We start from the raw sequence: 13,760 nt of genomic DNA, 5'->3' as shown, positions 1-13,760 counted from the left end.
GCGAGGCGGCCCGTAGAACCGGACGGGGAGCCCGTTACAGCCTGGAAACGAGCGGCAGCCCCGGCCCGCGTGACCGCGATGAGCGGAACGGCGGACGACGGCGGCAAGTGAGGTGGTACCGCGGGTCCTGGACCCTCGCGGCCGGTCAGGCAACCGGTGGCGGGAGACAGGTCCCGTCCTCACGGCAGGACTCCTGCACCACCCGACGCCGCCGCACACAGGATGAGACCCATGCCGCAGATCTACCCCAAAGCAGTGTCGCCCGACGACGGCGGCACCCCCTCCGCCGGGACCAGCGCCTCCCCGCGCTTCCCCGAGCTCGAAGAGCGAGTCCTCCGCTACTGGCAGGAGGACGGCACCTTCCAGGCGTCCATCGACCACCGCGACGCCGGCGTCGACGGTTCCAACGAGTTCGTGTTCTACGACGGACCGCCGTTCGCCAACGGCCTGCCGCACTACGGCCACCTCCTCACGGGCTACGCCAAGGACCTGGTGGGCCGCTACCAGACGCAGCGCGGACGCCGCGTGGAGCGGCGCTTCGGCTGGGACACGCACGGCCTGCCCGCCGAACTCGAGGCGATGAAGCAGCTCGGCATGACCGACAAGCAGCAGATCCTCGCGATGGGCATCGACAAGTTCAACGACGCCTCCCGCGCGTCCGTCATGAAGTACGCGGGGGAGTGGCGCGACTACGTGACCCGCCAGGCGCGCTGGGTCGATTTCGACAACGACTACAAGACGCTCAACCCCGAGTACATGGAGTCCGTCCTCTGGGCCTTCAAGACCCTGCACCAGAAGGGCCTCACCTACAACGGCTACCGCGTGCTGCCGTACTGCTGGAACGACGAGACGCCGCTGTCCAACCACGAGCTGCGCATGGACGAGGACGTCTACCAGGACCGCCAGGACCAGACCGTCACGGTCACGTTCCCCATCCTCCCCGGCGACTCGGCCCTCTCGCAGGACCTCGCCGGTGTGCAGGCCCTCGCCTGGACCACCACGCCCTGGACCCTGCCCACCAACGCGGCGCTCGCGGTCGGACCGGACATCAGCTACGTCGTCGTCGAGGGCCGGCGCGAGGACGAGGGCGGGCGGTACCTGATCGCCGAGGAGCTCCTCGGCCACTACGCCAAGGACCTCGGCTTCGCCGATGCCGCGGCCGCGCGCGACGCCGTCACCTCCCGCCACCTCGGCACCGAGCTCGCAGGCCTCACCTACCAGCCGCTCTGGGACTACCTCGCGGATTCGGAGGAGGGCGGTTACCGCAACGCCTTCCGCATCCTGGCCGCGGACTACGTCACCACCACCGACGGCACCGGCCTCGTCCACCAGGCGCCCGCCTACGGCGAGGAGGACCAGAAGATCTGCGAGGAGGCCGGCATCCAGGTGATCCTCTCGGTCGACGAGGGCGCGAAGTTCCTGCCCATGTTCGGCGAGGGACCGCTCGCGGAGATCGTGGGCCTGCAGGTCTTCGAGGCCAACCGGCACATCACGCGTGTCCTGAAGTCCGAGGGGCGCCTGGTGCGCCAGTCCAGCTACGTCCACAGCTACCCCCACTGCTGGCGCTGCCGCAACCCGCTGATCTACCGCGCCGTGTCCTCCTGGTACGTCGAGGTGACCAAGATCCGCGACCGCATGGTGGAACTGAACCAGGACATCACCTGGATCCCCGGGAACGTCAAGGACGGCCAGTTCGGGAAATGGCTCTCCAACGCGCGCGACTGGTCCATCAGCCGCAACCGCTTCTGGGGCAGCCCCATCCCCGTGTGGGAGTCGGACGACCCCGAGTACCCGCGCACCGACGTCTACGGGTCGCTGGCCGAGCTGCAGGCCGACTTCGGGCGCCTGCCCCTGAACAAGCAGGGCGAGGTGGACCTCCACCGGCCCTTCATCGACGAGCTCACGCGCCCCAACCCGGACGACCCGACCGGTCGCTCCACCATGCGGCGCGTCGAGGACGTCCTCGACGTCTGGTTCGACTCCGGGTCCATGCCCTACGGCCAGGTGCACTACCCGTTCGAGAACGGGCAGTGGTTCGACACGCACAACCCGGCCGACTTCATCGTCGAGTACATCGGGCAGACCCGCGGCTGGTTCTACATGCTGCACATCCTGTCCACCGCGCTCTTCGACCGGCCGGCGTTCCGCAACGTCATCAGCCACGGCATCGTCCTCGGCTCCGACGGGCAGAAGATGTCCAAGAGCCTGCGCAACTACCCGGACGTCTCCGAGGTCTTCGACCGGGACGGCTCGGACGCCATGCGCTGGTTCCTCATGGCCTCCCCGATCCTCCGTGGCGGCAACCTCGTTGTGACCGAGCAGGGCATCCGCGACGGCGTCCGCCAGGTCATCCTGCCGCTGTGGAACGTGTGGCACTTCTTCAGCCTCTACACCAACGCGGCGAACGGCGGCGAGGGCTACGAGGCCAGGACGGTGACGCCGGAGGCGGCCGCGCTCCTGACCGAGCCGATCGACCGCTACATCCTGGCGAACACGGGGAACCTCGTCCGCGACCTCACCGGGGCGCTGGACGCCTTCACGATCAGCGACGCCTGCGAGTCCCTGCGCCGGTACCTGGACACCCTCACCAACTGGTACGTGCGCCGCAGCCGCCAGCGCTTCTTCGACGAGGACACCGACGCCTTCGACGTGCTCTACACCTGCCTCGAGGCGGTCTGCCGGGTCGCGGCCCCGCTGCTGCCCCTGGTCACCGAGGAGATCTGGCGCGGTCTCACGGGTGGCCGCTCCGTCCACCTCACCGACTGGCCCGAGGCGACGTCGTTCCCCGCCGCCCCGGATCTCGTGGAGCAGATGGACCGCACGCGGTCCGTGTGCTCCGTCGGCTCCAGCCTGCGGAAGGCCGCGAACCTCCGGGTGCGGCTCCCGCTCCGGGAGCTCACCGTCGTCGCGCCGGCCGCCGAGGACCTCGCCGGGCAGTACGCGACGATCATCGCCGACGAGCTGAACCTCAAGGGCGTGCGCCTCGTGGACGCGGCGGATGCCGAGCCGGCCGAGTTCGGCATCACCCAGCGGCTCGTGGTCAACGCCCGCGCGGCAGGACCACGCCTCGGCAAGAACGTGCAGACGGTGATCAAGGCCTCGAAGTCCGGGGACTGGCAGGTCGACGACGACGGCGGCGTCACCGCGGGCGGCCTCGCCCTCGAGCCGCACGAGTACACCCTCGACACGGTGGTGGAGGGCAACGATGCCGCCTCGAAGGCAGTGACGGTCCTGCCCGGCGGCGGGTTCCTGGTGCTGGACACCGAGGTGACCGCCGAGCTGGCTGCGGAGGGGACGGCCCGCGATGCGATCCGCGCCATCCAGCAGGCACGCCGCGACGCCGATCTCGACATCAGCGACCGCATCCTGACCACCGTCGGCGTCGCCGCCGAGCAGGTCGGCGCGCTCGAGGCGAACGCCGGACTGATCCAGGCCGAGACCCTGACCCTCGAGCTGCGCATCGAGGCCGTCGCCGACGCGGGCGACGAATTCACCATCACTGTCGAGAAGCAGGAGCAGCAGCATGGATGACACGACCGGCATCGACGGCACCGACGGCACGGGGAGCAGCGCCGAACTGGACGCCTTCTCGGTCGAGAGCGTGTACGCGGAGCTCCTCGGGCGTGCCCCGGAGAACAGGATGGAGCCGCGCCTGGCGCCGCTCCACCGGGCGATGGAGATCCTGGGCGAGCCCAACAAGGCGTTCCCGATCATCCACATCACCGGTACCAACGGGAAGACCTCGACCGCGCGCATGATCGAGAGCATCCTGCTGGCGCACGATCTGCGGACCGGCCGCTTCACGAGCCCGCACCTCTCGCGGGTCACGGAGCGCATCAGCATCGACGGGGAGCCCGTCCCGGACGAGACGTTCGTCCGGGTCTGGGACGAGATCAAGCCCTACCTGGACATCGTCGACGGCGAACTCCTCGTCGCCGGGGAACCCCGCCTGACCTACTTCGAGTGCGTCACCATCCTCGCGTTCGCGATCTTCGCGGACGAGCCGATCGACGTCGGCGTCATCGAGGTGGGACTCGGCGGGATCACCGACGCCACGAACGTCGGTGACGGACAGGTGGCCGTCATCACCCCGATCTCCCTCGACCACACGGAGCTCCTCGGCGACACCGTCGAGGACATCGCCCTCGAGAAGGCCGGCATCATCAAGCCCGGCTCCTTCCTGGTCAGCGCGATCCAGCCCCGCGACGCCGCGCAGATCCTCCTCGAGCGGGCCCGCGAGGTCGGGGCGGAGTTCCGCTTCGAAGGGGTCGAGTTCGGCGTCGAATCCCGCACGGTCGCCGTCGGCGGCCAGGTGGTGTCCCTCACCGGGCTCGCCGGCCGCTACGGCGAGCTACTGGTACCCCTGCACGGCGAGCACCAGGCGGAGAACGCGGCCGTCGCCGTCGCGGCCGTCGAGGCGTTCCTCGGGGGTGGAGAACGCGAGCTGGAGACGGAGCTCGTCCGGAACGGGCTGAGGGCCGTCACCTCGCCCGGCCGCCTCGAGGTGGTCCGGACCGCGCCGAGCATCATCGTGGACGCAGCGCACAACCCCGCCGGGGCGCGGGCCGCGGCCAAGGGCATCAACGAGGCGTTCGACTTCAGCCGGCTCGTCCTCGTCATCGGAGCGCTGCAGGACAAGGACGTGGCGGGCATGCTGGCCGAACTGCACGAGGAACTCGGCGGCATCCTCGAGGACGTCTGCCTGACGCAGTCGACGTCGCCCCGCTCCGTCCCCGCCGCCGACCTCCTGCAGCCAGCCCTGTCGGCCGGGTTCGCGGAGGAGAACATCACCATCCTCCCCGGGCTCGACGACGCCCTGGAGTGGGCGGTGATGAAGGCCGAGGAGAACAACGACCTCTCCGGGGGCGTCCTCGTGACCGGATCCATCACGGTGGTCGGGGAAACCCGCACGCTCCTGGGAAAGTAGGCCTACGCATGGCACGACGCATGACCAAGGCGCAGCGCGAGTGGCGGCCCGGCATGCCGAAGAAGCGGCGGTCCACGAAGGTCCTGTTCGCCTCGACGGTCCTCTGCCTCGAGGCGTTCGTGGTGTTCTTCGCGACGCTCGCTGTCTTCGGCCTGCGGCGCGACGAGATCTCCCCGGCCCTCATCCTGACCTCCGGGCTCCTCCTCAGCGTGGTGCTGGTGCTCACCTGTGCCGTCCTGACGAAGAAGTGGGGCATCGCGCTCGGCTGGATCCTCCAGCTCGTCCTCATCGCCGGGGGCTTCCTCGAACCCGTCATGTTCGTCGTCGGCCTCGCGTTCGCCCTCACCTGGCTGTACGGGATCCGGCAGGGCATCCGCGTGGACCGCGAGAACGTGGAGCGGGACCGGCTGCAGGCGGAGTGGGAGAAGGCGAACCCCGAGGAGCAGGGCCTTTAGTAGAGTCGACCCCGGTACCAGTTGTCCCATCCGCGCCGTCCGCGACGGCGCACGCACCCCAGGAGTCCCCATGAGCGTTGAGCGCACCCTTGTCCTCGTCAAGCCCGACGGCGTGTCCCGCGGCCTGACCGGCGTCGTCCTGTCCCGCGTCGAGGCGAAGGGCTACACCATCGTCGAACTGAAGCGCGTGCACGCCACCCGCGAGCTGCTCGAGGAGCACTACGCCGAGCACGTCGGGAAGCTGTTCTACGAGCCGCTCGTCGAGTTCATGCTGAGTGGCCCGATCGTCGCCGCCGTCTTCGAGGGCGAGCGCGTCATCGAAGGGTTCCGCTCCGTGGCAGGGACCACGGACCCGACGACGGCGGCGCCCGGCACCATCCGCGGCGACTTCGGCCGCGACTGGGGACTCAAGGTCCAGCAGAACCTCGTGCACGGCTCCGACTCGGCCGAGTCCGCCGCACGGGAGATCGGCATCTGGTTCGCCTGACGCGCGTCCACCGTTGCCCCGGGTCATGTGCCTGGGGCAACGGTGTTGGTAGGTTAGGGGCATGATGACCTATCGCAGACTGGGCTCCTCGGGGCTCAGCGTTTCCACCGTCGGGCTCGGCTGCAACAACCTGGGCCGGGCCGGCACCACCTCCGAGTCGCAGGAGGGTACCGACGCCGTCGTGCATGCAGCGATCGACGCCGGGATCACCCTGTTCGACGTCGCGGACATGTACGGCAAGGCACCGGGCATCAGCGAGGTGCAGCTCGGCAAGGCCCTCGGCAGGCGTCGCGACGACGTCGTCCTCGCGACGAAGTTCGGCCTCGACATGGACGGCGTCAACGGACCCGACTGGGATGCCCGCGGATCCCGCCGCTACATCATCCGCGCAGCCGAGGCCTCCCTGCGGCGCCTCGGCACCGAGTGGATCGACCTGTACCAGTACCACGCGCCGGACACACGGACGCCGATCGAGGAGACCCTCGCGGCCCTCGACGACCTCGTGACGAGCGGCAAGGTGCGCTACCTCGGGCACTCCAACTTCGCAGGCTGGCAGATCGCCGAGGCCGAGTTCACGGCACGCAGCGGCGGGTACACGCCCTTCATCTCCGCGCAGAACCCCTACAACCTGCTGGACCGACGCCTCGAACGCGAGGTGGTCCCCGCCGTCGAGGCCTACGGACTGGGCATCCTGCCGTACTTCCCCCTCGCCAACGGCCTGCTCACCGGCAAGTACCGGCGTGACGAGGTACCCGCCGGCAGCAGGCTCACCCACTCACGCAAGAACGTGCTCGAGACAGCGGACTGGGACCAGCTCGAAGCCTTCGGCGCCTTCGCGGCCGGGCGCGGCCTCACCGAGGTCCAGGTGGCCTTCTCGTGGCTCGCGGCCCAGCCGTCGGTCGGTTCCGTGATCGCGGGCGCCACATCGCCCGAGCAGGTGCGGCAGAACGCGGCGGCAGCCGACTGGACGCCGTCGGACGAGGACCTCGCCGCGCTGGACCGGATCTTCCCGCGCCCGGCGGCCTGAGCCCGATCGGCGGAGCCGCCCGGGACGATCAACACCTATGCCGACCGGTCCGGCGCTGCTGTCCCGGTCGCGGACGACGAAGCCCTCACTCCGCGGGAGGGCTTCGTGCTCGGCAGGCCGCCCGGTCGGGGTGATGGTCCACCATGCCGCACACAGCCGGCGGCGCGGCACACGATGTACGAGGTCGAAAGCTCAGCCGATCGCACGGCGATGGCATGGGCACGACGACGGTGCCACACTGTGCCCGTGGCTCGGCGGGGCGTGGACGGATGGTGAACCATGAGCGAGATCCGCGTGAGGACGGCGTCCGGCCGGTGGATCCTCCTGGCAACAGTGCTCGGGTCGGGTATCGCGGGGATCGACGCCACGGTCGTGAACATCGCGTTGCCGACGATCGGCATGGACCTGGGCACGGACTTCGCAGCCCTTCAGTGGATGGTCACGGGATACACCCTGACGCTTGCCTCCTTCATCCTCCTCGGCGGCTCCTTGGGCGACAGGTTCGGACGCCGGCGCATCTTCATCGTCGGTGTCGTGTGGTTCGCCGTAGCCTCCCTGCTCTGCGGGCTGGCACCGAACGCCGGCCTGCTCATCGCGGCCCGCGCCTTGCAGGGGGTCGGAGGGGCACTGCTCACGCCAGGCAGTCTTGCCATCATCCAGGCCAGCTTCGCCGGTGAGGACCGCGCACGAGCCATCGGCGCCTGGTCCGGACTGGGCGGTGTGGCCACCGCCATCGGACCCTTCCTCGGCGGCTGGCTCGTGGAGAGCGTCTCCTGGCGCTGGATCTTCCTCATCAACGTGCCCATCGCCGCCACCGTCATCTGGATCGCCGCCCGGCACGTCCCCGAGACGCGCGACACCGACGCGACGGGCCGGCTCGATATCGCCGGAGCCGTCCTCGGGGCGCTGGCGCTCGCGGGAACCACCTACGCCCTGATCGAGGCGCCGACCCAAAGGGTCGGCTCTCCAGCGGTCCTCGCATCAGGAGCCCTCGGCCTCACCGCCGCCGTGGCTTTCCTCGTGGTCGAATGGCGCTCCGAGCATCCGATGCTTCCGTTGCGGATCTTCGGTAACCGCCAGTTCAGCGCCGCGAACGCCGTCACCTTCCTCATCTACGCCGTGTTCGGCGGCATCTTCTTCCTGCTCGTCGTCCATCTCCAAGTCGTGGCGGGATTCAGCCCGCTGGCGTCCGGGACCGCCATGCTCCCCATCACGGCTCTGATGCTGGTCCTGTCACCCCGCGCAGGGGCGCTCAGTTCCCGGATCGGGCCGAGGATGCCGATGGCTGTCGGACCACTGCTGTGTGCTGCGGCACTTGTCCTCATGCTACGGATCGGGCCGGGTGCGTCCTACCTTCTGGACGTGCTGCCGTCGGTGATCGTGCTCGGCCTCGGCCTGTCGCTGCTCGTTGCTCCCCTGACATCGACCGCGCTGTCCGCTGTGCCGGAACGCCAGGCCGGGTTGGCCTCCGGCGTGAACAACGCTGTGGCGCGGGCCGCTGGCCTGATGGCAATCGCTGTCCTGCCGGCCGCCGTGGGCCTGACCGGCGACGCCTACAGCAACCCGCAAGTGTTCGAGGCAGGTTTCGACGCTGCCTGCATGATCGGCGCGGTCGTCCTGGTGCTCAGCGGCATTCTTGCGGCCGTCACCATCCGGAACCCCGCCCTGCCGGAGACCGATCATCCGACGCACTGCGCGGTTGACGGCACGCCCGCTGCTCCCGGGGCCCTCCGCGAGGCTCGCAGTGGGGCGGACCGGGCCTGATGTCCCGCTCCTATCGATCGCTGGGTCCGCCGGCATCAGGAGCACGACGTCGGCCGCTCCGTAGGGGTTACAGGGTCTGATCGCGAGTGACGAATACGAACGGCGTGACGAGCACCCGGCCGGCCGGTAGTGCGAGTCCAGGGGCACCGTGCAGGTCGTCGCTGCGGTCGGCGATCCGGACGGCAACGTCCGTCGAGCGCGGCTTGAGCACCAGCCGGACGACCACGCCGTCCGGTGTGCTGCCGGTGAACTGGAACCCGAAGTCCCAGGAGCCCTCGGCTCCCCGGACGGGGAGGTCGCGACCGGCCACCCTGGCCTCCCGCACGGTGGCGGTGCGGGCGTCGACCCACAGGCCGACCGTGGGTGCTCCCCGTGTGGAGGACAGGCGCAGGGTCAGTTCACGCAGGCCGTCCCGCGTGCGGTCGTCGAGCACCTCCAGGTCGGGTCCGGTCAGGCCCGGTGCGGAGGGGGCGGGCCCGTGGACGAGGTCGGCCCCGTTCGTCCACGGGGCCTGGTCCAGTGCCTCGGGGCCGGCCGGCAGGAGCGCGTGGCTCCAGGCGGAGCGGCGGGGGGTCGACGAGATCCAGTGGCCCTCGCCCGTGTCGGCGGCCAGGAGGTAGGAGACCGATTCCTGCCGTGGAGGGGTCATGTCCTCGCGGTTGAGCACCAGGCCGAGGGCTCCGACGGCGGTTGCAAGCGTCAGCGCCATGCCGGGGACGGCCACGGCCCGCCAGGACCCTCGGCGTGATCCCCGCCTTGGGCTCGTCGGCGCGGGTCGCAGGGCATCCACGAGCGGCAGTGCGAGCAGCAGCAGTAAAGCCAGGAAGGCGGCGCTCACCGGTCCACCCAGGCCGAGGCCGACGTCGAAGCCCGCCCAGATGCCGGGGGCGATCAGGACCGTCGCGGCCATCACGCCGAGGAGCAGGATGCCGTCGGACGCCGTGGACCATCGCCGGGGCAGCACCGCGGCGACCCCGACGGACATCGCGATGCACACCGTCGGGAACACGATCCCCATCGACATGCCCGGCAGCGCCAGCGCGAGGAGCAGGCCGCCTGCGGCGAGGAGGACGAGGGACCCGAGGGGGAGGGCGGTCCCGCCCAGGAGCCTCCGTGCCGGTCCCACCATGGCGGCGACCACCCCGGCCGAGGCCAGCAGCATGGCGGCGTGGTAGGGCATCGGTTGGTACGGCTCGCCCAGGACGGCGGACGCCTGCGCGGGATCGATGGCCAGTGCGGTCAGCCAGACGGCGAGGCCGGCACCGCCGGCCGCGACCAGGCAGGCGGCGGCGATGGCGGCGGCGACGGCGGTCCTCGGAAGCGTCAGCGTCCTCCGCCGTCGCGCGACGACGACGAGCGTGAGCGCCAGCGCGAGGGTGCCGACTGCCAGCGGCACGTCGAGGGTGGCAGGGTAGCGCAGGAGACCCCAGGGCAGGGTGGTGACCCGCTCCTCACCTCCTTCCTGCAGCGTCGCGAGGTCGACGTCGGTGAGCGTCCGCGCCAGGGCCAGTGTGGTCTGTCCCATCTGCTGCAGGGAGGCGGGGGAGAGGCGCGAGGCGTCGTCCAGGGGTGAGTGGTAGAAGGCCGCGCCGGCCACGAGGGCCGTGTCCAAGCCGTGCCACCCGGCGTCGCTGAAGTGCCTGAAGTCCGAGTCGTGCGGCAGCGTCTCGAAGGTCGCCTCCGTGCTGGAGTCCACGAACACTCCCGCCACCGAGGAGAGGGCGTGGAGGAGCTCCCCGTTGGGCGAGGTGATGCGGAACGTCATCGGTGTCCCGCCCACCCCGCGGGCCTCGTGGTTCAGCACCACCGTGGGACCAAGCGTTGCCGCGTGTTCCCGGACGAAGGCTTCGGCTCCGAGGAGGCCGGTCTCCTCACCGTCGCTCATCAGGACGACGACGTCGTTGCGGGTCCGTCCGGGACCCTCGCCGAGCGCACGGGCGGCCTCCAGGACGGCGGCGACGCCCACGCCGTCGTCCGCGGCCCCGGGCGAACCGGACACGGTATCGTAGTGCGCCGCGAGGACCACCGTGCCGGTCGGTGCTGACCCGGGGAGGGTGGCGACCACGTTGGCGACCTCGGCAAGGCGCTGGGTGCCGCTCGTGCCCCAGTCGGTGAAGCCGACGGTGCGCTGGATCTCGACCTGCCAGTCCGAGGACGCGAGGGAGTCGGCGAGGTAGGTCTGGGTCTCGGCGTGCGCCGCCGAGCCGATGGTCCTCGGCGCCTGGCCGAGGTGCTGCACGTGGGCCATCGCCCGGGTGGCGCTGAACACGGTAGCGGGCGCGTCGCCGGGCACCGGCGTCTGGGGGGCGATGGCGAGGGTGGAGACCAAGGCGGTCGCTGCGACCGCCAGGGCGGCAAGGAGCGCCCGGGGCCCTCGTCGGGGCGGCGGCGGTGGGGTGAGCGGGGCGCTTCGCCGCTCGGAGGTGGTGGTCATGGCGGTCTCCTTCAGTTCTCGTCCGGTGGGGTGGTCGTGGACAGGTCGAGGATGGCGACACCGCTCTCCCACAGCAGTTCGAGCAGTGCGCGGACGGCGGCTTCATCGAGCAGTCGGAATTCCAGGGCAGTCCGGTTGCCCTCGGTCCGCAATCCGGGGGGCCCGAATCGGCGGTCTATCTCGTGACGCACACCTGCCGGCAGGTGCCCGGCGATCTCTACGCGGCGGTCGTGCTGCATCGTGCCTCCCTGGTTCGTCCAGGACAAGCGTGCTGCGCGACGGGTGGGGCGTCACCACACCCGGCCACGACCACCCGGGGTGGTCCGGTTCACACCGGACCGGACCGGGCCGGGTTGGTCAGATCAGGCCGGTCAGATCAGGCCGAGTTCGCGACCGCGGGAGACGGCGTCCGCCCGGGAGACCACGTCGAGCTTGCGGTAGAGCGACTTCGTGTAGCCCTTGACGGTGTTGATGGACAGGAAGAGCTCCCGGCCGATCTCGCGTTGGGAGAGGGTGCCCTGCAGGGCGCGGAGCACGGACAGTTCCCGGTCGGTGAGTTCCTCGGCCAGGGCGCCGCGACGGCGGGCTGCCCGGGCTGCTCCCCGGCCGATCCGTTCCTCGGCCAGCAGCAGGCGTCGCAGCGTCGCCGGGAAAACCCCTTCGGTCTCGGTGAGCTCCCTCGCCTCGGTGAGCGCGGCGCGCGCTGCCGGTCGGTCGCCGACCGCCAGTCGCGCGTCTGCGAGGGTCACCAGGACGCGGGTGGTCTGGGACGGGTGTGCGGCGGCCCGGGCCAGCCGTGCGGCGTGGTCCAGAGTCGCGCAGGCCATCCACGGCTCGCCGTCGTCATACGCGAGTCGTCCCTCGGCTGTACGAAGGAGAGCTATCGACTCTCCCGCTGCGTCCCCGAGCACCGCCTCCAGGGCGTCGGCGGCACGGACTGATGCATGGACCACGGCCCGGGCATCCTCGGTCCGGCCCCCGTCGAGGAGTGCCGTGGCCAGCAGTCCGGCCGAGATCAGCCTGGTGAAGGCCGGGAGTCCCAGCAGTGAGGCCTGGTGCCATGCCTCGTCAAGAACCGGTATCGCATCGTCGACCTCACCACCGCCGAGCAGCACCAGGCCCAGGGCCAGCCGCGCGATCACGTACCCCGGCAGGGTCGGGTCGTCCTCGAGGCGCACTGACTCCTGCGCCTCGAGGACGGACATGGAGCCGGGCGGGGATCCGAACGACACCCGGAGCGCACCGATGGCCCCACGTGTACTCGCCCATCCTGTCGGTGCACGGTCATCCACCACCAGGGCAGCTTCCGCGATGCTCAGCAGGTCGTCCACCCGCTCAAGCTGCCCGCTGAAACCTGCAGCGGCCGCCATCGCGATCGCCAGCCGCGGGTCGGCATCGACGAGCCGACGGTCGAGCCGGTCCGCTAAAGCCAACAGTGCGGTCGACGCACCAGCGCCGATGAACTCGTCATCGGTGTCGAGGATGAGCGCGGCAGCCTGCTCCTGGTGGCCCGCATCCAGCAGGGCCCGCGCGGCCGCCTCCGCGTCGCCTCGATCGTGCCACCACTGGGCCGCAGCAACCAGGACCTGCGACACCCGACCGGGTGCCGTCGCGTCGAGCTCCCGGCGCAGGCTCTCGCGAAACAGCCGATGGCACCGGTACCACGCCCGTCTGTCGTCGAGGGCAATCAGGAACAGCCCGGACCGCTCCGATTCCTCGAGCAGCTGCGCGGACCCGGTACGACCGAGAGCGGCGTCGCACAGGTCGCCGCTCAGCCGATCCAGGGGTGAGGTCTCGACCAGGAACCGGCGGTGGTCCTCCGTCAGCCGGCCGAGGACCTCACCACCCAGGTAGTCGAGGATGTGGCGGTGGTCACCGCGGATGGCGGCGACCCAGCGGGCAGGGTCTGTGGTGCCGCGAAGTGTCAATGCTGCGAGGTGGAGGCCTGCGGCCCAGCCCTCCGTGCGGTCCACCAACTGCGCCACCTCGCTTTCGTCGATCAGCACCTCGCCGACCTCGGTCACGAGCCCGGTGGCCTCATGCGCGGTGAAGGCCAGCTCTGCGGCGCGGATCTCCGTGAGCTGTCCGCGGGCACGGAGACGGGCCAGCGGGAGCGCCGGGTCAGCGCGCGTGGCTAGAATCATGCGGATGTTCGCCGGCAGGTAGGCCAGCGCGAATTCCACGCCCTCGTGGATTTCACGGGCCTTGATGACGTGGTAGTCGTCGAGCACCAGGACGTAGTCGCCGCTGTCGGCCATGAGGTCGTTGAGGAGAGCTGGCACCGCCACCTGGATGGGGGGAAGTCGGGGCACCGCCAGCGCCGCCAACGCGGATCTACCGAGCCCCGGCCTGCGACGCTCCAGTGCCATGGCGACGTAGGTCCAGAAGCGCACGGGATCGTCGTCGCCCTCGTCGAGGGTCACCCAGGCGACGGGCCGGTGGGGCACCTCGGACACCCACTGGGCCAGCACGGTGGTTTTCCCCCAGCCGGCCGGCGCAACTAAAACGGTCAGCGGTGTCCGTGGAGGGTCCGCCAACTGCCGGAGCAGCCTGTCACGGGTGACGGCACCCGGTCGGGTCCAAGGTGGCGCCAGCTTGCCGGCCAGAACGGGTCCCGGCATACCCGACGCCTGTTCGCTCGCCATGGACGGCCGCCTCGTTTCGAC

The 13,760-nt window shown here is 70.5% G+C and carries 9 protein-coding genes; 6 read left to right on the top strand and 3 right to left on the bottom strand.

Annotated features, from left to right (window positions below):
* Positions 1 to 231 precede the first annotated feature (231 nt).
* The 6 genes from ileS to AC4D2F_RS03090 all read left to right on the top strand — a co-directional run bounded on the left by ileS (position 232) and on the right by AC4D2F_RS03090 (position 8,660).
* A complete protein-coding gene (gene ileS, locus AC4D2F_RS03115; RefSeq protein ID WP_490909458.1) occupies positions 232 to 3,531 on the top strand; it encodes an isoleucine--tRNA ligase in 3,300 nt (1,099 codons plus the stop codon).
* The gene (locus AC4D2F_RS03110; protein ID WP_490909457.1) at positions 3,524 to 4,927 is read left to right on the top strand and encodes a bifunctional folylpolyglutamate synthase/dihydrofolate synthase; all 1,404 of its coding nucleotides are present in this window, start codon (positions 3,524 to 3,526) and stop codon (positions 4,925 to 4,927) included. Before ileS ends, AC4D2F_RS03110 begins: the two co-directional genes overlap by 8 nt.
* An 8-nt stretch (positions 4,928 to 4,935) precedes the next feature.
* Complete coding sequence (locus AC4D2F_RS03105) at positions 4,936 to 5,382, top strand: DUF4233 domain-containing protein (protein ID WP_490909456.1); 447 nt, start codon at positions 4,936 to 4,938, stop codon at positions 5,380 to 5,382.
* A gap of 70 nt (positions 5,383 to 5,452) precedes the next feature.
* Positions 5,453 to 5,869: a nucleoside-diphosphate kinase gene (gene ndk / locus AC4D2F_RS03100; RefSeq protein WP_490909455.1), complete on the top strand. Its 417-nt coding sequence runs from the start codon at positions 5,453 to 5,455 to the stop codon at positions 5,867 to 5,869.
* Between the two features lie 61 nt (positions 5,870 to 5,930).
* Positions 5,931 to 6,896, top strand: coding sequence for an aldo/keto reductase (locus AC4D2F_RS03095; protein ID WP_490909454.1), 966 nt, complete (start codon positions 5,931 to 5,933; stop codon positions 6,894 to 6,896).
* Positions 6,897 to 7,175: 279 nt separating this feature from the next.
* Positions 7,176 to 8,660, top strand: coding sequence for an MFS transporter (locus tag AC4D2F_RS03090; protein WP_104165256.1), 1,485 nt, complete (start codon positions 7,176 to 7,178; stop codon positions 8,658 to 8,660).
* A gap of 67 nt (positions 8,661 to 8,727) precedes the next feature.
* Here AC4D2F_RS03090 and AC4D2F_RS03085 read toward each other — a convergent pair whose 3' ends face one another.
* From AC4D2F_RS03085 to AC4D2F_RS03075, 3 genes are all read right to left on the bottom strand, one after another.
* Positions 8,728 to 11,094 carry a M28 family peptidase gene (locus tag AC4D2F_RS03085; RefSeq protein ID WP_490909453.1) on the bottom strand — a complete coding sequence of 789 codons (2,367 nt, stop codon included), beginning with the start codon at positions 11,092 to 11,094 and terminating at the stop codon, positions 8,728 to 8,730.
* An 11-nt stretch (positions 11,095 to 11,105) separates the two neighbouring features.
* Positions 11,106 to 11,333 carry a hypothetical protein gene (locus AC4D2F_RS03080; protein ID WP_490909452.1) on the bottom strand — a complete coding sequence of 76 codons (228 nt, stop codon included), beginning with the start codon at positions 11,331 to 11,333 and terminating at the stop codon, positions 11,106 to 11,108.
* A gap of 132 nt (positions 11,334 to 11,465) precedes the next feature.
* A complete protein-coding gene (locus tag AC4D2F_RS03075; protein WP_490909451.1) occupies positions 11,466 to 13,739 on the bottom strand; it encodes a helix-turn-helix transcriptional regulator in 2,274 nt (757 codons plus the stop codon).
* Positions 13,740 to 13,760: the final 21 nt, after the last annotated feature.

The organism is Arthrobacter sp. TJ-263, from assembly GCF_058269155.1.
This window is presented reverse-complemented; position numbering and strand designations above follow the sequence as displayed.

Excerpts from the sequence above, each read along its gene's own strand:
- ileS (WP_490909458.1), top strand. The coding sequence starts at position 232 with ATGCCGCAGATCTACCCCAAAGCAGTGTCGCCCGACGACGGCGGCACC.
- AC4D2F_RS03110 (WP_490909457.1), top strand. The coding sequence starts at position 3,524 with ATGGATGACACGACCGGCATCGACGGCACCGACGGCACGGGGAGCAGC.
- AC4D2F_RS03105 (WP_490909456.1), top strand. The coding sequence starts at position 4,936 with ATGGCACGACGCATGACCAAGGCGCAGCGCGAGTGGCGGCCCGGCATG.
- ndk (WP_490909455.1), top strand. The coding sequence starts at position 5,453 with ATGAGCGTTGAGCGCACCCTTGTCCTCGTCAAGCCCGACGGCGTGTCC.
- AC4D2F_RS03095 (WP_490909454.1), top strand. The coding sequence starts at position 5,931 with ATGATGACCTATCGCAGACTGGGCTCCTCGGGGCTCAGCGTTTCCACC.
- AC4D2F_RS03090 (WP_104165256.1), top strand. The coding sequence starts at position 7,176 with ATGAGCGAGATCCGCGTGAGGACGGCGTCCGGCCGGTGGATCCTCCTG.
- AC4D2F_RS03085 (WP_490909453.1), bottom strand. The coding sequence starts at position 11,094 with ATGACCACCACCTCCGAGCGGCGAAGCGCCCCGCTCACCCCACCGCCG.
- AC4D2F_RS03080 (WP_490909452.1), bottom strand. The coding sequence starts at position 11,333 with ATGCAGCACGACCGCCGCGTAGAGATCGCCGGGCACCTGCCGGCAGGT.
- AC4D2F_RS03075 (WP_490909451.1), bottom strand. The coding sequence starts at position 13,739 with ATGGCGAGCGAACAGGCGTCGGGTATGCCGGGACCCGTTCTGGCCGGC.